Source organism: Leucobacter luti (assembly GCF_019464495.1).
In the GTDB taxonomy this organism is placed as follows: domain Bacteria; phylum Actinomycetota; class Actinomycetes; order Actinomycetales; family Microbacteriaceae; genus Leucobacter; species Leucobacter luti_A.
Window position 1 is genome coordinate 1,201,487 of the sequence record NZ_CP080492.1, and the last position, 19,481, is coordinate 1,220,967.

Consider the following 19,481-nt stretch of genomic DNA (forward strand, 5'->3'; position numbering starts at 1 on the left):
CACGCCCCCACACCCACACCACCCAGTTCTACCCCCACTCAGAGAGAAAGAAGAACCACATGAACGTTTGGGAAATCCTCGGTTGGATGCTTTGGTCAGTCGTCTTCATCGGCTACCTGTTTGCACTCTTCGCAATCATTGGCGATCTGTTCCGTGATCGCCAGCTCAACGGCTGGTGGAAGGCGCTTTGGATCATCTTCCTGATCTTCCTCCCGTTCCTCACTGCCCTCGTCTACCTCATCGCTCGGGGCGACGGCATGGCCGAGCGGAGCGACAGGGCGGCACGAGCCGCCGAGCACGCCACCGAGTCCTACATCCGCACAGTGGCAGGGAAGAGCCCCAGTGAGGAGATTGCGGCCGCCGCTGCGCTGCTCGAGGCCGGATCGATCAGCGCCGAGGAGTACGAGCAACTCAAGACCCGGGCGCTCTCGTGAGCGACGCCTGGCTGGGGCCGGTCGATCTCTACGTCATCGGCCTGCCGAGTGCCCGTCCCGATCCGGCAGCGCTCACAGCGCTGCTCGAACTCGTCGACTCCGGGCTGCTCCGCCTCCTGGATCTGGTGCTGGTCACCACGGATGATCACGGACAGCACACGATCACTGAGCTCGCAGCGGTGCCGGATCAGGCCGCGTTCGGGATCGATGCTCGGGCACTCAAGGCTCCGGGACTTATCGGCGAGGACGACGTGGTTGAGCTTGCCACGGTGGTTCCCGCGGGGTCGGCTGCGCTGATCGTCGCCGTCGAACTCGCGTATCAGCGGAGGCTCGCTGCCCGCACAGTGGAGTCTGGCGCGACGTTGCTTGGATACGAGCGCATTCCCGCACCGGTCGTCAACGCCCTCATCGATTCGCTTGCACTGGACCCCGAAGGACTCGCATGATCAGGAGATTTGGCCGACCCGGATTGATCGGACTCGCCGCACGGACTGCCGTGGTTGCTGGCACCGCGACCGCAGTGAGCGGAGGGATTCTTGCGCACCGGCAGCGGCAGGCGCAGACCGCGTATGAGGCCGCTCAGTACGAGGCGGCGCAGCGGCAGAGCGTGCAGCAGCTCTCCACGCCACCTCAGGCGGCAGCTCAGCAGAATGCAGCTGCGGATTTGGGGCCGACAGCGCCAGCAGCAGCAACAACAGCAACAGCAACAACAGCAACAGCAGCCGACGGCGATCTCGTGGCGAAGCTCCAACAACTCGGCGCGCTCAGGACGCAGGGCATACTGAGTGCTGACGAGTTCGAGTCCGCCAAGGCCCGGCTACTCAGCTAGTACGGCACTTCGGTGGCGGGCCCCGCGCAGCCGGATCCGCCACCGCTCCACCGACTCCGCCGCACCGACTCTGCCGCACCGACGCGGCACCACCGCAGGAAGAAAGAATCGTGGATCTCACCCGAGAAGAACTGCAGGCCGAGCTTGCCAGTCTCAGACAGCAGCTCGCCCACGAGCGCTCTCGTACCGCCCCCAGTCGAGGATCCGCACCCCGCAGCACGCGCAGTTGGGCCTGGACCGTGCTCTCGACGGCGCTGATCACGATCGGCGTGCTGCTTGCGCCCGTCGCCGTCGTTTCCGTGTGGGCGCAGCACGAACTGAGCGACACCGCCTACTTCGTTGACACGTTTGCGCCGCTCGCGGAGGATCCTGCCGTACAGCGCTTCCTCGCGGACGAAGCCGTGACGGTGATCGAATCGCAGGTGGACATTGACCAGCTCGTTGACGATGTGTTCTCTGGGCTCGACGAACTCGACCTTGCGCCTCGTGCGCGAGCCGCGCTCGGTCTGTTGCAGGCACCAGCCGCCGCCGGTGCCAAGGGACTGATCAGCGATGCAGTGGGCCAGTTGGTGCGTTCCGATGCCTTCGCGCAGATCTGGAAAGAAACGCTCACGATCACCCACGCTCAGTTCCTGAAGACAGCCGCGGGGCAGCAGGACGCGGCCATTACCGTGAGCGATGACCAGGTGATCAGCTTGCAGCTCGGCCCGATTGTCGCGGCGGTGAAATCGCAGCTCGTGGAGAACGGTATTGCGCTGGCAGATCGGATCCCGGCGGTCTCGCACACGATCGATCTCGCGGAGTCCGACTCGATCAAACTGGTGCTCACCGTCTATCGCGTGGCGGTCGCCGTGGGGGCCTGGCTGCCGTGGGCGTCACTGCTGCTGATTGCCGCCGGGGTGCTCGTGGCACGGCGACGCCCGGTCGCGCTCGTGTGGGGATCCGCTGCGCTGCTCGCGTCGATGGCGCTCACGGGCAGCGGGGTGGTCGTCGGCCGCGAGCTCTCGCCATCGCCGTCGCCGCGAGTGTGCCGCACGACGCCGCGCTGGTGCTGTACTCGGGCGTTCTCGGCTTCGCTTCGAACATGGTCTTGCTCGTGGCGGTGCTCGCCGCCACAGTGCTGGTGGTCACCGCGTTCGCAGGTCCGTGGAGGTGGGCGCACACGCTGCGCGGCACTCTCGCGGCGGGATTCGCGAGGCTTCGAAGCCGGGCCGAACAGCAGGGCATCACCACGGGCCGCTTCGGCGTGTGGCTGGCTCGCTGGCAGGTGACGCTGCGGTTCCTCGTCGCCGCGGCCGCCGCCGCGCTGCTCCTCCTCGTGCGGCCGCTCACACCAGGTCTGATCGTGTGGACGGCGGTCACCTGCGCGCTCGTGATTGCGGTGCTGGCGCTGCTGTCTCGGCCGCCCAGTCAGGTATCTCAGCTCAAAGACAGCGCGGGAGAGGCAGGGTGGGAGCTTGCCACGATTGATGCGCGCGGATCCCACCACCCGCCCCGTTCCTAGCGGTCCGACCCGGAGCTGTCCCCCGCGCGTGCCAGTTGCGGGACTCCGCAGCAGCTGCCCGCGTCTGCTTGGACAGCATCGAACAGGCCCGATCCACCGCACACGCCGGTGTCTGGGAGCGCGAGATCCACGCGAGCAGCAGCCTCAGTGTCGCCCGCGAGTGCCGCGACCACGCTTCGCACCTGTTCGTATCCGGTCATTGCGAGGAACGTCGGAGCTCGACCGTACGATTTTGCACCAACGATGAAGAAACCTGTGTCGGGGTGGGCGAGCTCCGCTGCACCGGTCGCCTGGATGGAGCCGCACGAGTGCACATTGGGATCAACCTCGGCTGCGACACTCGCTGGCGCTTGAAGCCGCACATCAAGGTGTAGGCGGATCTCTGACAAGAACGAGAAGTCAGGACGGAAGCCGGTCAGGACGACGATGTGGTCCGCTGGCTCGAGCTGTCTGCCGTCCTCGGAGTGCACCACGGGGCGGCCTCCAGCATCGGATATCTGAACGGTTCGGAATCCCGTGAGCAGTGTGACGAGTCCCTCGGTAACGGCCTGGTGCGCGCGCGTGCCGAGTGCGCCTCGCTCCACGAGTTCGTCGGCGCTGCCACCGCCGAAGGTGTTTCCCACGGCCCCTCGCCTCAGCACCCATGACACTCGCGTTGTGGGAGTAGCGCGCACTACTTCGGCGAGCTGCACAATCGCGGTGGCGGCAGAGTGTCCATTCCCGATCACTACGACGTGCCCACCGACCCAAGAGCCTGACTCCGCCGCGTCTGGAATCCGATGCGAAAGCTGTCCGGCGTTGCGAGCCGCGCCCTCGCCGAGGGCGGGGAGCCCACTCGCGCCGGCCGGAGCCGGAGTCCCCCAGGTGCCTGACGCATCGATCACCGCCCGCGCTTCTCGAAGCGACTCCCCACCGTCGGCGTCTTGAATGTGCACGATGAAGGGCTGCTCAGAGCGACCCGCATCGACTGATACGTCGCGTCCTTTCTTCGTCACACCCACCACGCGCGCACCCGTGCGCACGCGGTGACCAAGGGCTATTGCGAGTGGCGCAAGGTAGCCGTCAATCCACTCGCGCCCTGTGGGGTACCCGGACTTCGGCGCGTTCCACCCGGTGGATCCGAGGAGGCGTGCGCCAGCAGGGTCTATGAGCTCGGGCCACGGCGAGAAGAGACGCACATGCCCCCACGCCGACACTGACGCCGCGGCGCGCTGGCCGGCCTCAAACACAAGTGGCTCAATGCCGCGCTCCAGCAGATGAGCTGCCGCAGCAAGCCCCTGTGGACCCGCTCCAATCACGACGACGGGCAATTCCATCACAATCTCCTCATATCGATGAACTTCGATGCGAAAAGACTTTCGCACACATCGACAAATGTCAATACGTAAGGCAGACTGGGACGGTGACCCGAGCTCTAAACCCACCAACAGCCGCGCTCGCATCTGCACCCGCACCTGCACCTGCGGCTGCGGGTGCGGGTGCGGTGCGGGTGCGGGTGCAACAACTGCGACTGCAATTGCGGCCGCGGCAGTCAGCTCGCAGCCCGCCACGACCCCAGGCACCACCAGCGCCCCGGTGACATTCACCCCAGAGCGCACTGCCGATCTCGCGCACATATTCAAGGCACTCGGCGACCCGGCCCGCGTGAAGCTCTTTTCCCTGGTCTCAGCTTCACCGTCCGGCGAGATGTGCATCTGCGACCTCACAGCACCAGTCGGCCTCTCACAGCCAACCGTTTCTCACCACATGAGAATCCTGGTTGAGGCCGGGCTCGTCACCCGGGAGCAGCGCGGCAAATGGGCCTACTTCTCCCCCACACCAGAGCCACTCCTCTGCGCGGTACGCGACCTCACCGAAGCTCGTTAGCTCCCGCTCCCCGCTTCGCGGAGACGCACTCTCCGCCCCGCACCCTTCCCCACGCGCCACACCTACACCCCTCCATTCCAGCGAGAGAACCACAACGGGAGCACGTGCCGTCGTCGACCCCATCACCACCATCGCTCCTGCCCCTGCTCCCGGTGCTGAACGTGCCGACCAGACGGTCACCGTGAGCACTTCCCCACCCCACCTCGGGCGCTGACCAGAGAACCCCGGTACACCCTGGCGCCGGTGGCCACAGTCACAGCTCCCGCCATGTGCCCAGGCCCGTTCCTCCGGGCTACTCGACCACCCCGAACGCATGGGGCCTCGTCGGAGCGTTACCAACGTCGCTCTCCTGCGCTCAGAGCACACACCGCTCAACTTGCGCTTCTTCATTCTTTGAATATTATTAAAAGAACTTACCGAAGGAGCACCGTGTCCACCACTTCTCTGCGCTACTGCCTCGTCCAGCACGAGCCAGTGACATCGCTCGACGCCTTCGAGCACGAACTCGCGGCGCTCGTGGCGGAGCACCCGGGAGTGCAGCTCTTCGTGTTCCCGGAGATGCACGTGTGCGGCGGCGAGGCCGACGGCGCACTCGCGGGCCTCACTCACTTCATTGAGCCGCTCGACGGCCCCCGCGATCAACGCTTCCGCGCTGCCGCGCAGCGGCATGGCATCTGGCTGATCCCCGGCAGCGTCTACGAGGCGGCGCCGGGACCGGACATCCAGGACGCAGCGGCGGCAACTCTACACAGCGGAGAAGCGACAGCCTTCAACACGGTCTCGGCCTACTCGCCCTCCGGTGAGCGAGTCGCGAGCTACCGCAAGGTTTTCCCGTGGCAGCCGTACGAGCAGTCGACGCCGGGCTCCGAGTTCACCGTCTTCCAGCTCGGCGAATTTGGCCGCGTTGGCCTGTCCATTTGCTACGACATCTGGTTTCCCGAGCACGCCCGCCAGCTCGCCTGGCTCGGCGCCGATCTCCTCGTGAATGTGGTGCGCACCGGCACCAACGACCGGGAGCAGGAGCTCGTCCTGTGCCAAGCGACGGCGATCGCCAATCAGCTCAGCGTACTCAGCGTCAACGCTGCGAGCCCGGGATCGCGGGGCCAGAGCATCGCCGTCGACGCCGAGGGACGGCCCCGGGTGCGCGCTGTCGATGCTTCTCCCCAGGAACTCGTCGACACGATCGACCTCGCAGATTCACGACGAGTGCGCCGCACCGGAACCGCGGGAGTCAACCGGGTCTGGGAACAGCTCGACCATTCCCCGATCGCCCTCCCGATGTATCGGGGTGGCGTGATTCAGCCTTCGCCGATCGCCCGCGACGCCTGACCCACTCACTCGTCTCATTCGCCTCCCACCATCCGTTGCAAAGGAGCACCATGATTTCCACCCCGCCGACCCCGTCGACACCACCCGCCCAGCCACCAGCTGCCCCCGGACCCGCAGAAACCGGTCCCGCAGGCACACCCACCCCGTCCGCCGCAGCTTCAGGCGGCCCGCGCCTCAAGACGACCTCGCTGGTGCTGTTCGGAATCGCGTACATGGCACCGGCCGTTGTGCTCGCAACGTTCGGCGTCATCTCGGCGGTGAGCCACGCTTCGAGTGCGAGCAGTTACCTCCTCGCCACTGCCGCGATGATCCTCACCGCGGCGAGCTACGCCACACTATCCCGGCGCTATCAACTCTCGGGTTCTGCCTACAGCTACGTGCGTCGGGTGCTCGGATCCCACGTCGGCTTTCTGTCCGGGTGGGTGCTGATCCTGGACTATCTGTTCCTCCCGATGGTGATCTGGCTGATCGGTGCCTCATTCCTGACGGCGCAGTTCCCCGCAGTGCCGATGTGGGTCTGGATCGTGGTGCAGGCGCTGATCGTGTCGACGGTCAACGTGTTCGGGATCAAGCTGGCGGATCGCCTGAACACGGTCCTGCTCGCGTTCGTCGCGATCGTGCTCGTGGTGTTCGTCGCGCTCTCATTCCAGCAGTGGTCACTCGGCGCAGAGCCCGTTTCAGTGCTCGCTCCCTTGTGGAACGCGGACTCGTCGTTTCTCGCGATCTCCGCTGGCGCCGCAATCGCCGCCTATTCGTTCCTTGGCTTTGACGCGATCACGACCCTCACGGGCGAAACCCAGCACCCGAAGCGTTCGATCCCGCGCGCGATCATCCTCACGACGCTGATCATGGGCGCCGTATTTACCGTCGTCAGCTTTGCGGCCGAGCTGGGGGCCTCGACCACGACAATCACCGAGCAGGATTCAGCGGCGTTCGAAATCGCCACGCACATTGGTGGCAACCTGCTGGCGTCCGCGATCGTTGCCGCGCTCGTGCTCGGCGGCTTTGCCTCCGCGATTGCGGCGCAGGCAGGATCCTCACGGCTCCTGCTCGCCATGGGGCGCGATGGGGTGCTTCCGCGCCGCTTCTTCGGCTACGTCTCCCCCTCCCGCAAGACCCCGGTGCTCAATATCGCGTTGACCGGCGCGATCGGCCTCATCGCCACGCAGATGACCCTCGCAACCTCCACCTCGTTCATCAACTTCGGCGCGTTCACCGCGTTCACCGCAGTGAACGTCTCTGCGATCGTGCTCGCCTGGCGCTCCAGCGCAGGTGATCGCTGGCGGACACTGAAGATCATCGTCGCCGCACTCGCAACCGTCGTCACGCTGTATTTGCTCATCAGCCTCGATGGCCATGCGCTCCTGCTCGGCTCTGCCTGGCTTGTCATCGGCGTCGGGTACCTGGCGGTGCTCACGCGGGGCTTCCGGCAGGCACCGCCCGAACTCGCAATCGACAGCGCCGCCCAATAGGATTCGGAGCACCGTGTTGCGTCGCTTGCGCTGGCCGAGCGTCGCGCAACACGGTGTTCCGAACTTGGGTGAGGCTGGGAGGGTGCAGGTGGCGCGGCCGAAGAATCAGGATCAGCGCAGGAGCGAGATCCTCAGCGCCGCCAAGGCCGTTATCCACACTCGCGGCGTCACCGGGGTGAACCTGAAGCGCATCGCCGACCAGGCGGGCCTCTCCTCCGCGCTGATTCTGTACTACTACGCCGACGTGGACGAGATCCTCGCGGCGGCGTACCGCACGGCCACCGAGGAGTTCCTCGAGAAGCGCGAATTCTTGCTCACCGAGGCAATCTCACCGACAGAACAATTGCAGCGCTGCCTCGCGCTGGGCACACCGTATCCTGGGGCCCGCGAAGAAGCGGCGCGCGTGCTCTATGAACTCCAGCCACTCATTCTGAACAACGCCGACGCCGCGACCTGGAGTCGCGAGTTCTTCAGCCGCCAGACGGCACTGTTTCGGTCGATCATCGATGCCGGCGTGCGTACCGGGGAATTCCGTGCGACGCTCGACCCGAACACGGTGGCCATCAATCTCGTTGCGCTCGAAGACGGACTCGCAACTCACGCACTCACCGGGCTCATGACGCCGAACAGCATCGAAGCGACGCTCGTGCAGACGGCGATGCACATGGTCGGGGGCAGCGCGGCTCGCGGCTCCGACGGCGCTAGCATTGGCACGAGTACGGCCACTGGCACTGGCCCTGGCACCGTGGGATGAAAGCCGCGGTTCGAGGCAGCTGCGCGCTCCACGAAGCTCGCGGCGGCTGAGGGCAGCGGGACCTCCGGCTGACGCCGCGAGTGGTCCCCAACGCGGCTGACCGTCCGCCTCCGTTACCGGGGCCCGCGACCGGAGAACAGCGTATGCAGCAACGGGAGCACGGAGAGCGCCATGAGTGTTGCGCCCAGCACATGGTGCGACGCGCTCAGCACCGCGCCCGCAATCAGGAGCCCGCCGAAGAGCACCGCCGACCACAACCGGCGCGCGGTGCGCTCCAGCGTCGCGATGCGGCGGTCCAAGCTCGGGGTCGAGACGGCGATGGAGCCGTCTTCGATCCGGGTCACGAGACGGTCGACTCGCTGCGGAAGACGCAGGGAGACGCGCGCGATTGCGAGGGCCTGCTGTGCAATATCTCCCAGGAGGTTGCTGCCCTCTGCACGGAGCAGCTGGGTCGCGTAAGGTGCGGCTGAGTCCCACAGGTTGAACTCGGGATCAAGGGCTGTGCACACCCCTGAGGTCAGCGACGTGGTGCGGATCACGAGCAGAAAGTTCTCCGGCAGCTGGAACGGCATCGAGCGGGTGAAATCTCCGAACTCGGATGCGAAACTTTGCAGCTCTGCCGGGTCGACGTGCTGCAGTTCCGAGACCGCCATACCGCCGAATCGCGCAAACAGCTGCGTCATCGCGCGCTCGAGCTCGGGAATGTCTGCCGAGGGCAGGAGCATTCCAATGTCGCCGATTGCTGCGACAAGTGCGGATCCGTCGCGCGTGCCGACTGCGATGAGGAGTCTACGGAGCCCCGCGAGCATCGACTCTGGGACCTCTCCCATCATGCCGAAATCGATGAATGTGATCTTCCAGTCGGCGTTGGAGCCGACCCCGGACTCGCTCGTCCGTCCCGGCGTCACGAACATGTTTCCCGGGTGCGGGTCTGCGTGGAAGAAGCCAGTGGTGAAGAGCTGATCGAACATGATGGTCGCAAACTCTTTCGCGACGGCTGCGGGGTCGATGCCTGCGGCGCGCAGTGCGGCAGTGTCAGAAATCTTGATCGCCGTGACGTCTTCGAGGGTCAGCACGCGGCGGGTGCTGCGCTCCCACACGATTTCGGGCACGGCTACTCGCGGATTTTCGGCAAAATCTGCGGCAAACCGGGCCGCGCTCCTGGCTTCATGTCGGTAGTCGAGCTCTTCGAGGCTGGTGGTGGCGAATTCTTCTACGAGGGCCGGCATATCGACTCGGCGGGAGATGAAGCGTACGCGCCGCAACCAGCCGGCCACCCGGCGGAGCGCGGCGAGGTCGATGGCGACGATCTCGCCGATGCCAGGACGCTGCACTTTGACTACGACGTCTCTGAGTCCGGTATCTGCAGCGTCTTGCGCGTGGAGCGTGGCGCGGTGTACCTGGCCGAGTAATGCCGCCGCGACGGGAGTTTCGCACACACTCGCGTACACTCGCTCGAGCGGCGCACCAAGCTCCGCTTCTGCGAGCTCCCGCAGCTCAGCAAACGGGACGGGCGCGACCTCGTCTTGGAGTCCGGCGAGTTCCGCGGTGATCTCGGGCGGGAGCACATCCAGACGCGAAGACATGAACTGGCCGACCTTAATCATGAGGCCGCCGAGCTCGACGGCGAGGCCGTGGAAGCGCTGGGCGATGCGCTGCATGCGGCGTGAGCGCGTGCGCTCAGCGAAGCGAGCGAGCCCCATCTTGGGCAGCGCGATCTCGTACCACCAGGTGACGACGAGGTTCCAGCCGGCGAAGAGCAGGATCCGGCGATAGCGAGGCCCGGAGACCCGGGATCTCGCTGCCACGCCTTCGTGAGGGAGCTGGTCCGCTGACACGCGCCCTATTCCTGGGAGAGGATCGCGTACAGCCTGCGGCGGGCATCGTTCAGCACTGTCACCGCTTCTTCCACCTGCTCAGGGGTGCCGCTCCTGCCGACCTGGGATGCGGCTTGCGCGAGCTCGAGCCCCGCTTTGGGGAGGGCACCGTGAGAGCGACTCGGCTCGGTTTCATGCTCCGTCCAGGGCACCTCGGCGTCCGCCGCAGCTTCCCGGCCAGCCTCGGTGAGACTGTACGTTTTCCGACCGTTCGACTCCTCTGCGGCGATAAGCTCTTCGTCAGCCAGGAGCTGCAGCGCTGGGTAGACGGATCCGGCGCTCGGCTTCCAGCTGCCGCCGCTGCGCTGCTCGATCTCACGGATGATCTGGTATCCGTGCATCGGCTGCTCGGCGAGCAGGGCAAGCACTGCGGTGCGCACATCGCCGCGGCCCATGCGGCTGCCTGCACGCCGTTCAAAGTTGGAACGCAGCTGATCCATGAACTGGAATACGCCGTCAGCGTTCATCGCGCCGAAGCCTCCGGCCGGGAATGAAGTGCTCATGCTGATCTCCTTCAACGATTGCGAACGATACCTAACGATATATCGTTCAAATCGCAATCAACAGAGATGTGTGAGGCGAATGTAGGACTTCGCAGCGGGCTGTCAGGGAGGACCGCTGCAGGCTCTCGGGGAGATCACCGCGGCATCTCCGTCCGCGATGCCGCGACGCTCCTCACGCAGATCACACCAGCCGCGAACCCCTCACCCGACCGCACAGTGTGCGCAGACGCCGTGCGCCGTGGCAGGAACTCAGCGCCTCGCGAGCATCGCTCCTGGACGGACACCGCGTTCCCGGGCAGGCCCCGCGTTCCTGGACGGACACCACGTTCCCGGGTGGGCACCGCGCACGAAGGATGCCGGAGTTTAGCCTCCCGTGGACTCCCGGTGCACGATCTGGCGCTGCAATTGTGGGCCGTTCACGACAGGGTCCCCCTCAATTCGCGCCAAGATTGCGCGAACGACACGCTCAGCGACCGCACCCACGTCTCCGCTGAGTGAGGAGAGCGACGGGGTGAGGTAGGGCAGCATATCGACATCGCCGTACCCAATCACCATCATGTCCCGAGGAACGAGAATCCCCAGCTCACTCAGGGCCCGGCATGCCCCGAGCGCGAGTTCATCGTTCACACAGAACACCGTGCCAAATCGGGACAGCGTGGCTGAGCGGGAGTGCACCTCGTGATACCCAACGGAGTAGCTCATTCCCGCATCCAAGGCGACCATTTCTGAGGCCGCCTGCAGCTCCGGGAAGCGCGCGAGTGCACGCTCCACGCCGATTCTGCGCTCCTCACTGAGATAGGAGGAGGCCGCTTCGCCGAGGAAGAGCACTGGTTTCGGGCGTCGCTCAAGCAGCTCAAGAATTGCGTGTTCAGAAGCGGAGACATCGTCAAATGACACCGTGGTCCATTCGGCATCGGGGAGCTCTTGTCCGATCACGACGAGTGGCACTGTCTCGACCATCCGGTCGAGGGCAGCGCGCACCTCAGTTCCGTCGAGTCGGTCACCCGTTGCAAGCACCATTCCGGCGAGGCGCAGCCTCCTGGCACTCTCGGTGTGCTCGATCAGCACCGATTCAGAGTGTTCGAGATCGTAGACAATCGTCGTGAAGCCCTGCGCACGGATCACACGGCGCAGCTCGCGAATCAGTTTCACGTGCCAGGGCTGCGAGATGCTCGCCACGGCAATACCAATTGCGTCGTTGCGCCCTTTGCGGAGGCTTGATGCGAACGCATTCGGCGTGTAGCCCAGCCTCGACACGACCTCAAGCACATGCTCTCGGGTCGCTCCGGTCACCAAATCTGAGCCGTTCAGCACACGCGAGACGGTCGCGGTTGATACGCCCGCCTCGCGTGCAATGTCGACTACGCCCACTTGCTTCATCGCGTTCAAGTGTAGACGGGGTCTACAGGGTGCTGTGCGAGCGCATGGACAGTGACATTCATGTAGGGCCATACCGGCAATTCGCTCAGGATCCGATGCATCTGAGTTGCATCCTGCGCCCGCCAGAGCCCCCAGTTCTCCCGGCGGCCGGGTACTCGCCACATACGGACCAGGGTCCCTGCGCGTGCGAGTTCCGCCGCCATCTGGCGCTCTTCCGTTGAGAGCCGGGCAATCGTGTCCTCCGGGAGGTCGCTCGGCCAGTTGATCTGAATATTGACCAAAAACTCATTCTTTTCGCTCATGCTGCGAACTCCCTATCCATTGTGAGTACTCGTGCTGCTGAATTTCGTCCGGGGATTCCTGTGACGTATCCCCCTGGCCACGCCCCGGCTCCTCCGAGGACCACGCCTGCCTGTTCGAGCGCTGCCGTGAATGACCTTCCCGGTCTGCTGTTCAGCATGTGTTCCGGCAGCATGTCACCGTGGGTGATGTTGCTTGAGGTCAGGCCAAACTCCGCCTCCAGCTCGTGCGGCCCCAGCCATCGGCGATCGACAATTCGGTCCGTGGTCCCGGGAAATGCTGTTTCCACCTGAGCGATGCATCGATCTGCGAACTCCGCCCCGTGGTCGCGCCAATACGCGGCTCCGAGTGCGTGCGGCGCATGCCAGACATTGAGGCTCATGAGGTGATGCCCGTCAGGCGCGATGCCAGGAGAGGTCAGGCTCGGAATCAAGCCCCAGATGATCGGATGCGATGATGGCTCACCCCGAATTCCAGCTTCGACCGCGTCGGTGATGTAGTCGGTGCTCGGGCCGATTCGGAACTGTGCCTCGAGCAGCGCCTCGGGTGGAGGGCCCTCTGGGGCGTTCCGAATGCCCGGCAAGCCGTCAAGCGCGAGCGCAATCTTGAAGGCTGAGCCACTGGGCGCACTGGGTCGATCAGTCTCGGGCTGCCAGTCCGCAGGCAGCATGCCCGCGAGCCGCGACGGTTCCACCGTCGCAATTGTGGCGTCCATCCCGGTGATGCGTTCGCCAGTTTCCAGCCGGATTGCGGCTACTCGCCCCTCATCGTTCAGTTCCAGCTCGGTCGCGTGCGCGCCCAGCCGGAACTGCACCCCGTGAGCGAGCGCAGACGAGACGAGCGCGTCGACGATTGCCGCCATTGATCCAATGGGCAGCCCCACGGACCCTCTCAGCGGAGAACTCCCATTTCCCATGGGGTCCGTCGCACTCGACGCCCGCGAAATTGGGCGGAGCATCAGGCCGAAAGCCGACCCCGCGGCGTCCGGTGACACCAGCTGCCCGTTCAGCGCCAGCATCATCATGAGGCTCTTCGCTTCGTCTGAGTCGAGAGCCGAGTCGAGGAGTTCGCGAAGCGTCCCGTGCACGATGTCACGCTCAAACTCCGACCGCCACGGCTCTTCGATGCCATCGATCACAGATTCGAGGGATTCCGGGCGTTGCCAGAGCGACATTCCCGCGGCAGCGCCCAGAGCGTCTAAACGCCCCACGAGTCTGCGATGCCGATCGTATTCGCCATTCGCATACGAATCGAGTTGCTGCTTGACCAAGCTCTGGTCTCGCCAGCCGACAAACAGCGAATCCCCCATGGGGTGCAGCAGCGTTGCCTCTGGGCGATGAAACCGCAGTCCGTAGCGTTGCAACTGCAATTCTTCAAGGATGGTCCCCTCAAACGAACCGGGAGAGTTCGTGATTGATGATGCGAAGCCCGGGAGATATTCGAAGCGCCCCACCACGCCCCCGAGAGACTCACGTCGTTCAATCAGCGTGACGTGCCAGCCCGCACGCGCCAGGTAGTTCGCAGCGACGAGCCCGTTGTGCCCGCCACCGATCACGACCGCCCGACGGGTCATGGTTCCTGCCGATCAAACACCTCACCGAACAGACGGATCCAGTTGCCTCCCAGTACGAGATCCAGCTCGGTTGCGCCAAACCCAGATTTTTCCATTGCCGTCACCAGTGATGGGAACGCTTCAGGCGATTTGAACCAGGCTGGCCACTCGACGACGGGGGCGTTCTCATCAATTGGGAAGGGGCTCTCTCGCCCCCAGCGCCCCATGCGCCACCACTTCACAGCTTCAATTCCGTATCCCGTATAGAAATCTGTGCCGAGCGCTACGTGCTCCACCCCGAACGTTTCAACGCTCCAGGAGATCATGTCGACGAACTCTTGTTCAGTCGTGTGGATCCCATTCTTGAGCATTCGCACATAGGGGCTGAGCCCGACGACGCCGCCACGTTCCGCAAGAGCGTGCAGCACCTGGCTCGACTTCGGCCGCCGTCCGAGCTCGACGTCGGTGCCGACAAACTCCAGCGGATTTGCATGTGTCACCGCCACGGGGGCGCTGCTCACTTCGATGGTGTCGAGACAACTTCGTTCGGAGCAGTGTGAAAGGTCAATCAGCATGCCGACGCTGTTGAGCTCTCGCACGAACTGCCGTCCGACGTGTGTGGAGAGCCCGCTGTCGTCGTCCTCCCAGCACCCGGCAGCAATGCTGTTCTGCGTGTTGTAGGTCAGCTGCACAATCCGCACGCCCAGGTCGTGAAATACCTGGACGAGCCGAATATCGTCTTCCAGCGGTGCCGTGTTCTGGAACCCGAAGACCACCGCGGTCCGGCCGGATGCAGCGATGGCACGAATCTCGTCTGCGGTACGGGCGAGGGCAACGAGATCGGAGTTCTCGGCGAAGAGATCGTTCCACTGCCCGATGACGCTGAGTGTCTCTCGCGCCGTTTCCCACACGGCCAAGGTGACGTGCACACAGCCAACGCGCCCCGTCTTCCACTCGAGAAAGCGCTCTCGCGAGGGCTTGCTGTATTCCAGGCAATCGACAACGATTGCGGATCCGGGCTGGCTTTCGCTCACGAGCGTATTCACTTCAGTTTCTCCTCTTGTAGTGCGCGTGGTGTGATCGGAACAATCCCGAACGGGTCCGGGGCCTGCCCGCTGTCGATGACCACCGATTTCACTTGTTGGAATTCACGAAGGCCTTCTACACCGTTTTCACGGCCAAGTCCCGACTGTTTAACCCCTCCAAATGGGGTTTCCCAGTCCATGCCGCGATAGCAGTTGACCCACACGGTTCCCGCCTGCAATCTCCGTGAGACCCGTTCGATTCGGCGCGCATCGTTGGTCCAGAAGCCTGCGGCAAGACCAAACTCCGAGTCGTTCGCGAGTTCGATCGCCTCAGCTTCGCTTTCGAATTCAATGGTGGTGAGCACCGGGCCGAACACCTCTTGGCGCCAAATGTCTTCTGTTGCACCTGCACTCCGGAGCACAGTTGGCGACAGCCAGTACCCACCGGACAGGTGGCTCGCCAAATTCTGGGGTGCAGTTCCTCCGACGAGGGTCTCGGCACCGTCGAGTTTGGCTTGACGCAGCATCCCCTGGATGCGCTCGAGTTGCTGGCGCGTTGCGATCGGCCCCAGATGAGTGGCTGGATCGTGAGGATCACCCACGCGGAGCTGTGTGACCCTGGCAATCAGTGCGGCGTGAAACTCCGCTGCAATCGAGCGCTGCACGAGCACACGAGATCCAGCGACACAGGTCTGCCCGGTCCCCGAGAAGACCCCCTGCACAACGGCCGTCACCGCCTCTTCAACGTCTGCGTCCTCGAAGATCACATGGGCAGACTTTCCGCCGGCTTCTGCAACAAATTTGGCCAGTCGGCCGCTCACGGCGGCTCCCACGCGCTGCGCAGCTTCCGTGCTGCCTGTGAACGACACCATGTCCACGCCGGGGTGCTCAACGAGCACCCTCCCCACGGTTGCACCGCCCTGCACGATCTGCACGACGTCGCCGGGCACTCCCGCGTCTGCGAGGATCTCAGCGAGGATCAGCGAAGAGCCTGGTGAGTTCACCGGGGGCTTGATGATCACCGAGTTTCCGGCCGCCAACGCCGGCGCGAGCTTCCAAGTTCCCAGCGAGAATGCACCGTTGAACGGGGTCACGAGGCACACAACGCCGACGGGCTCGTGCTCGAGCAGCGTGCGTTTCGTGGCGGAGTTGCGGAAGTGGGACTCTCGGAGCCCGCGGATCAACGCCGCGTAGTACTGCCACCACCTGGCGCTGGCCAGCACCTCGGCGCGCGTCGCCGCGATCGGCTTGCCATTTGCCAGGGTCTCCAGCTCAGCGAGTTCGTCAGCACGCGACTCGACGCCGCGGGAGATCGCATCGAACAGGTCTGCCCGCTCGCTCCGGGTGCAGTCGACCCAGGCACGACGTGCGAAGTTTCGCCGCGCGGCTTCGATCGCCTCCGTCGCGAGTTTTTCGCTCCAGGAGACCTCGCCCCACTGCACCCCTGTCGCGGGGTCGAGCAGCGGTTCGCTCGTGTCCCCGACGCGCACTTCACCGTCAATGAGTGAGCTGAAAGAACGCAACTGCGCACGTCCGTTCCCCTGTGTTCCATCGTCGTTCATCGGACGTCCTTTCTGTGTGCGCTAGCCCAGCAGCGGCTAGCGGTGCTCTCGTCGGTTGCGGAGGAACAAACGGCCGATCACTTCTACTCCGTAGTACAAGATCAGCCCCATCGCGGTCAGCACAACGAGATCGGCAAACAGCAGCTCGGTCCGGAGATTGCCCTGGGCGACGATCAGCAGGTAGCCGAGGCCAGAGTCGCTGCCCACGAACTCCCCCACGATTGCTCCGACGATTGCGAATGCGACTGCGAGTTGGAGCCCGGTCATGATGTGCGGAATCGCGTTCGGAAACCGAAGGTAGCGAAACATCTGCCACCGGCTCGCTCGCATTGAGTTGAGAAGATCGATCGACGAGGAATTTACGGACTTCATGCCGAGCGTGGCATTCACGACAACCGGGAAGAATGCCATGACGAATGCGATGAGTGACGCCGTGGTCACGCCCGTACCGATCCACACCACCATGAGCGGCGCGATCGCCACCTTCGGGATCACCTGTGATGCCACCAGGATGGGGAAGATCGCTGCGCCGGCAAGCGGCCACATCACCATGACCACCGCGAGCACAATGCCGACAATGACGCTCAGTACAAAGCCGATGAGTGTCTCTGCGAGTGTGACTCCCGCATGCCGCATGAGCAGGTCCCAGTTCTCGACCATCGATTGCGCCACCGCGCTGGGAGCAGGCAAGAGGAACCTCGGGACCCCTGAGGCTCGCACGCCGATTTCCCAGAGCAGGATCACCACGACGAGAGTGAGGACGGGCGCGATCCAAGGCATGCGAGCGAGCCAGTGGGGGGCTTTTGCCGCGCCGCCTCGCCGCTTGGTAGGACCTGGCTGACGCAGGGTTACCGCCACGGTCGATTCAGTCTGTTTGGACATGGCTCACGCCTCCACGCTCTGTTGTTGGTTGTCGCGAAGCACGCCCAGAGATTCGAAAATCGCAGTGACCTCAGCAACTTTCGAGATGAACGCGGAATTCTGTCGGTAGTGCAATTGACGCGGCTGCGGCTGGTCCACGACCACCTCTGCAGCGATACGACCGGGTCGAGCGGACATCACATAGATCCGGTCCGACAAAAACACGGCTTCAGGAATGGAGTGCGTGACAAAAACAATCGTGGTGCCCGCGTGCGAGGCGAGCTCGGAAAGCTCGACAGAGATTTGATCACGCGTCATCGCGTCGAGCGCCGCGAAGGGCTCGTCCATCAGCAGCAGTCGTGGCTTGTGCAGCAGCGCCCTGCAGATGCCCACGCGCTGCTTCATGCCCCCGGAGAGTTCGTGGGGGTAGCTGGTGACAAAATCCTGTAACCCGACCTGAGCCAGCAAGTCTTTCGCCCGTTGGATCGACGCTGGGTTCTTCTGTCCACGAACCTCGGCTTGCAGGAGGACGTTATCGAGCACCGTTCGCCAGGGCATGAGCAGGTCTGTTTGGAACACGACGCCGAGATCCGGGTGGGCGTCCCGCACTTCCTGCTCGTCGATTCGGACGTCCCCGTCACTCGGCTGTTCAAGGCCAGCAATGAGCCGCAGCAGAGTTGTTTTGCCACAGCCGCTGGGACCCAGCAGCGATACGAATTCGCCGGGCCGTACGGTGACGGAGACGTCATTAAGCGCCGTCACTTCTGCGGATCTCGTGAGGTAACGCTTACTCACGTGCTCACAAGTGACTGCAATGGGGGTCTGCTCTGATTTAGTCATTCGGAAGCACCTCATTCGTGAACATCGTGGAGGTCTGCCGGTCGCCCTCAGCGCCCCCAAATTCCTTCAGGACAGCAACGGTGCTCTCCCATTCCGCTTCGCTGCTTTCGCCCCAGCTGCTCTCGTTCGGATCGCTGACGAGTGGCAACCACCCGTCCAGTTGCGCCTCGCAGTCGTCGGGCAAGAGCGCTCCGTCAGACTTCGACGACAGCACAGCACACGCAGCGGCAGGATCGTCAATTGTGCGAGCCAGTGCCTCCCGGTATGCCGCCAAGAATCCGGTCACTGCCGAAGGATTTGCTTCGAGGAAGGCATCATTTGCAACGAAGCCGTGGTCAAGCACGTCGAGGCCCATGTCTGAATAGGATTTCCCGGCAGCAGTCGCGCCTTGGCTGGCGGCGTTGCTGATGTAGTAATACACCTGTCCGCTGATCGCGTCGACCTCACCAGTCATCAGGGCGGCGAACTTGCCGTTTGCGGGCAAGCTCACGATCTCGACGTCAGCCTCGTCGATTCCGTTGGCCCGCAGAAATGCCCCCACAAGAGTCGAGTCGGATCCGCCCGGAGTGGAGCCGATACGCATGCCACTCACGTCGCGCGCGCTGTCGAGTTGAGTGCCGGCAAGGACGGTGAGCCCGCTGGCATTCTTGTTCTGCACTTTCGCAACGGCTGTCACCGGGACCTCCTGCAGCATCGATGCCGCGGCGGTCGAAAGATCCGCCCAGGCGATATCTGTTTTCGCTGTGCCCACTTCGAGGAGTGCGTCACCCGAACCGCCCGGCATCGTGTGCTTCACCTGCACTCCGTGTTTCTCCCAGATCCCCTCTTCGTCGGCAAGGACGAAGGGTGCGTGGTACGCGACATACGAGTTCCAGTCGAGAGACACGGTGACGGCCTCGGTGCCCGCTTCAGCGGTTCCTTCCGGGGTACCGGCACCCCCGGTTCCCGAACACGCTGCAAGCACCACCGCGGTCGAGATCGCGACGAGCACGGACAACGTTCTACGAGTGACGAGTGACTTCTGTGTAGCGCGCATGTGACATCCCCTTTGATTGCGACTGCAGCCGAATGTAATCGTGTACATTGAGCCACGATACACACCGTTCGAACTCACCGCAAGGCAGATGGCACATTAATGTAAAGGATTACATGATTGCTCAGCTTCGCCGGGCGCCCTCGCCACACACCGCGTCCCCGCGCACGGGCCGGCACAGCCCCCGCGCGCATGGGCTGGCACAGCATCCCAGCGCGCGGGCTAGCACGGCTCCTCGAAATCCGCACCGTCCACTCGGGGCCCCTGAGGCCAGCCCTCGACGAGCCCTGTCCACGATCTCTCATGCACGCACTCGAGGCGTTCAGGTGCGACCGCACCCCGGTGCGGTGAGTATCTCCG

20 protein-coding genes are annotated in these 19,481 nt (G+C 64.2%); 9 read left to right on the plus strand and 11 right to left on the minus strand.

Features of this window, described 5'->3' with window-relative positions; all coding sequences use genetic code 11:
* Positions 1-59: 59 nt before the first annotated feature.
* The 5 genes from K1X41_RS05480 to K1X41_RS05500 all read left to right on the plus strand — a co-directional run bounded on the left by K1X41_RS05480 (position 60) and on the right by K1X41_RS05500 (position 2,767).
* Positions 60-434, plus strand: a complete 375-nt coding sequence (locus K1X41_RS05480) for a PLD nuclease N-terminal domain-containing protein (RefSeq protein WP_133615835.1) — start codon at positions 60-62, stop codon at positions 432-434.
* Positions 431-880: a DUF6325 family protein gene (locus K1X41_RS05485; protein ID WP_220175512.1), complete on the plus strand. Its 450-nt coding sequence runs from the start codon at positions 431-433 to the stop codon at positions 878-880. The genes K1X41_RS05480 and K1X41_RS05485 overlap by 4 nt, the downstream gene beginning before the upstream one ends.
* Complete coding sequence (locus K1X41_RS05490; protein WP_220175513.1) at positions 877-1,263, plus strand: SHOCT domain-containing protein; 387 nt, start codon at positions 877-879, stop codon at positions 1,261-1,263. Before K1X41_RS05485 ends, K1X41_RS05490 begins: the two co-directional genes overlap by 4 nt.
* 110 nt (positions 1,264-1,373) lie before the next feature.
* Positions 1,374-2,534, plus strand: coding sequence for a hypothetical protein (locus tag K1X41_RS05495; RefSeq protein ID WP_220175514.1), 1,161 nt, complete (start codon positions 1,374-1,376; stop codon positions 2,532-2,534).
* The gene (locus tag K1X41_RS05500; protein WP_220175515.1) at positions 2,531-2,767 is read left to right on the plus strand and encodes a hypothetical protein; all 237 of its coding nucleotides are present in this window, start codon (positions 2,531-2,533) and stop codon (positions 2,765-2,767) included. The genes K1X41_RS05495 and K1X41_RS05500 overlap by 4 nt, the downstream gene beginning before the upstream one ends.
* On the opposite strand, the gene K1X41_RS05505 is transcribed toward K1X41_RS05500, so the two are convergent.
* Positions 2,764-4,083: an NAD(P)-binding domain-containing protein gene (locus tag K1X41_RS05505; protein ID WP_220175516.1), complete on the minus strand. Its 1,320-nt coding sequence runs from the start codon at positions 4,081-4,083 to the stop codon at positions 2,764-2,766. The genes K1X41_RS05500 and K1X41_RS05505 overlap by 4 nt on opposite strands.
* A 259-nt stretch (positions 4,084-4,342) precedes the next feature.
* On the opposite strand from K1X41_RS05505, the gene K1X41_RS15405 reads away from it, so the two are divergent.
* The 4 genes from K1X41_RS15405 (at position 4,343) to K1X41_RS05525 (ending at position 8,188) form a co-directional block, all read left to right on the plus strand.
* Complete coding sequence (locus K1X41_RS15405) at positions 4,343-4,633, plus strand: ArsR/SmtB family transcription factor (protein ID WP_133615819.1); 291 nt, start codon at positions 4,343-4,345, stop codon at positions 4,631-4,633.
* Between the two features lie 429 nt (positions 4,634-5,062).
* Positions 5,063-5,962, plus strand: a complete 900-nt coding sequence (locus tag K1X41_RS05515) for a carbon-nitrogen hydrolase family protein (protein ID WP_208107847.1) — start codon at positions 5,063-5,065, stop codon at positions 5,960-5,962.
* 50 nt (positions 5,963-6,012) lie between these two features.
* Positions 6,013-7,434: an APC family permease gene (locus K1X41_RS05520; RefSeq protein WP_220175518.1), complete on the plus strand. Its 1,422-nt coding sequence runs from the start codon at positions 6,013-6,015 to the stop codon at positions 7,432-7,434.
* 13 nt (positions 7,435-7,447) lie between these two features.
* Positions 7,448-8,188: a TetR/AcrR family transcriptional regulator gene (locus tag K1X41_RS05525; protein WP_220175519.1), complete on the plus strand. Its 741-nt coding sequence runs from the start codon at positions 7,448-7,450 to the stop codon at positions 8,186-8,188.
* 113 nt (positions 8,189-8,301) lie between these two features.
* Here K1X41_RS05525 and K1X41_RS05530 read toward each other — a convergent pair whose 3' ends face one another.
* From K1X41_RS05530 to K1X41_RS05575, 10 genes are all read right to left on the minus strand, one after another.
* Positions 8,302-9,996, minus strand: coding sequence for an ABC1 kinase family protein (locus tag K1X41_RS05530; RefSeq protein WP_258566664.1), 1,695 nt, complete (start codon positions 9,994-9,996; stop codon positions 8,302-8,304).
* Positions 9,997-10,031: 35 nt separating this feature from the next.
* Positions 10,032-10,568: a PadR family transcriptional regulator gene (locus tag K1X41_RS05535; RefSeq protein WP_220175520.1), complete on the minus strand. Its 537-nt coding sequence runs from the start codon at positions 10,566-10,568 to the stop codon at positions 10,032-10,034.
* 363 nt (positions 10,569-10,931) lie between these two features.
* The gene (locus K1X41_RS05540; RefSeq protein WP_220175521.1) at positions 10,932-11,948 is read right to left on the minus strand and encodes a LacI family DNA-binding transcriptional regulator; all 1,017 of its coding nucleotides are present in this window, start codon (positions 11,946-11,948) and stop codon (positions 10,932-10,934) included.
* Between the two features lie 5 nt (positions 11,949-11,953).
* Positions 11,954-12,250 carry a muconolactone Delta-isomerase gene (locus tag K1X41_RS05545; protein WP_132204211.1) on the minus strand — a complete coding sequence of 99 codons (297 nt, stop codon included), beginning with the start codon at positions 12,248-12,250 and terminating at the stop codon, positions 11,954-11,956.
* Positions 12,247-13,821: a phytoene desaturase family protein gene (locus tag K1X41_RS05550; RefSeq protein WP_220175522.1), complete on the minus strand. Its 1,575-nt coding sequence runs from the start codon at positions 13,819-13,821 to the stop codon at positions 12,247-12,249. Before K1X41_RS05550 ends, K1X41_RS05545 begins: the two co-directional genes overlap by 4 nt.
* Positions 13,818-14,846, minus strand: a complete 1,029-nt coding sequence (locus K1X41_RS05555; protein WP_258566665.1) for a dipeptidase — start codon at positions 14,844-14,846, stop codon at positions 13,818-13,820. The genes K1X41_RS05550 and K1X41_RS05555 overlap by 4 nt, the downstream gene beginning before the upstream one ends.
* Positions 14,843-16,387, minus strand: coding sequence for an aldehyde dehydrogenase family protein (locus K1X41_RS05560; protein WP_132204207.1), 1,545 nt, complete (start codon positions 16,385-16,387; stop codon positions 14,843-14,845). Before K1X41_RS05560 ends, K1X41_RS05555 begins: the two co-directional genes overlap by 4 nt.
* Positions 16,388-16,423: 36 nt before the next feature.
* Entirely contained in the window at positions 16,424-17,269 is an 846-nt protein-coding gene (locus tag K1X41_RS05565; protein ID WP_133615806.1) for an ABC transporter permease, read from the minus strand.
* Between the two features lie 3 nt (positions 17,270-17,272).
* Complete coding sequence (locus K1X41_RS05570) at positions 17,273-18,088, minus strand: ABC transporter ATP-binding protein (RefSeq protein WP_132204203.1); 816 nt, start codon at positions 18,086-18,088, stop codon at positions 17,273-17,275.
* Positions 18,081-19,124 (minus strand): ABC transporter substrate-binding protein, encoded by a 1,044-nt coding sequence (locus tag K1X41_RS05575; protein ID WP_220175523.1) that lies wholly within the window; start codon positions 19,122-19,124, stop codon positions 18,081-18,083. The genes K1X41_RS05570 and K1X41_RS05575 overlap by 8 nt, the downstream gene beginning before the upstream one ends.
* Positions 19,125-19,481: the final 357 nt, after the last annotated feature.

Excerpts from the sequence above, each read along its gene's own strand:
- K1X41_RS05480 (WP_133615835.1), top strand. The coding sequence starts at position 60 with ATGAACGTTTGGGAAATCCTCGGTTGGATGCTTTGGTCAGTCGTCTTC.
- K1X41_RS05490 (WP_220175513.1), top strand. The coding sequence starts at position 877 with ATGATCAGGAGATTTGGCCGACCCGGATTGATCGGACTCGCCGCACGG.
- K1X41_RS05505 (WP_220175516.1), bottom strand. The coding sequence starts at position 4,083 with ATGGAATTGCCCGTCGTCGTGATTGGAGCGGGTCCACAGGGGCTTGCT.
- K1X41_RS05520 (WP_220175518.1), top strand. The coding sequence starts at position 6,013 with ATGATTTCCACCCCGCCGACCCCGTCGACACCACCCGCCCAGCCACCA.
- K1X41_RS05535 (WP_220175520.1), bottom strand. The coding sequence starts at position 10,568 with ATGAGCACTTCATTCCCGGCCGGAGGCTTCGGCGCGATGAACGCTGAC.
- K1X41_RS05540 (WP_220175521.1), bottom strand. The coding sequence starts at position 11,948 with ATGAAGCAAGTGGGCGTAGTCGACATTGCACGCGAGGCGGGCGTATCA.
- K1X41_RS05545 (WP_132204211.1), bottom strand. The coding sequence starts at position 12,250 with ATGAGCGAAAAGAATGAGTTTTTGGTCAATATTCAGATCAACTGGCCG.
- K1X41_RS05550 (WP_220175522.1), bottom strand. The coding sequence starts at position 13,821 with ATGACCCGTCGGGCGGTCGTGATCGGTGGCGGGCACAACGGGCTCGTC.
- K1X41_RS05560 (WP_132204207.1), bottom strand. The coding sequence starts at position 16,387 with ATGAACGACGATGGAACACAGGGGAACGGACGTGCGCAGTTGCGTTCT.
- K1X41_RS05565 (WP_133615806.1), bottom strand. The coding sequence starts at position 17,269 with ATGTCCAAACAGACTGAATCGACCGTGGCGGTAACCCTGCGTCAGCCA.
- K1X41_RS05570 (WP_132204203.1), bottom strand. The coding sequence starts at position 18,088 with ATGACTAAATCAGAGCAGACCCCCATTGCAGTCACTTGTGAGCACGTG.
- K1X41_RS05575 (WP_220175523.1), bottom strand. The coding sequence starts at position 19,124 with ATGCGCGCTACACAGAAGTCACTCGTCACTCGTAGAACGTTGTCCGTG.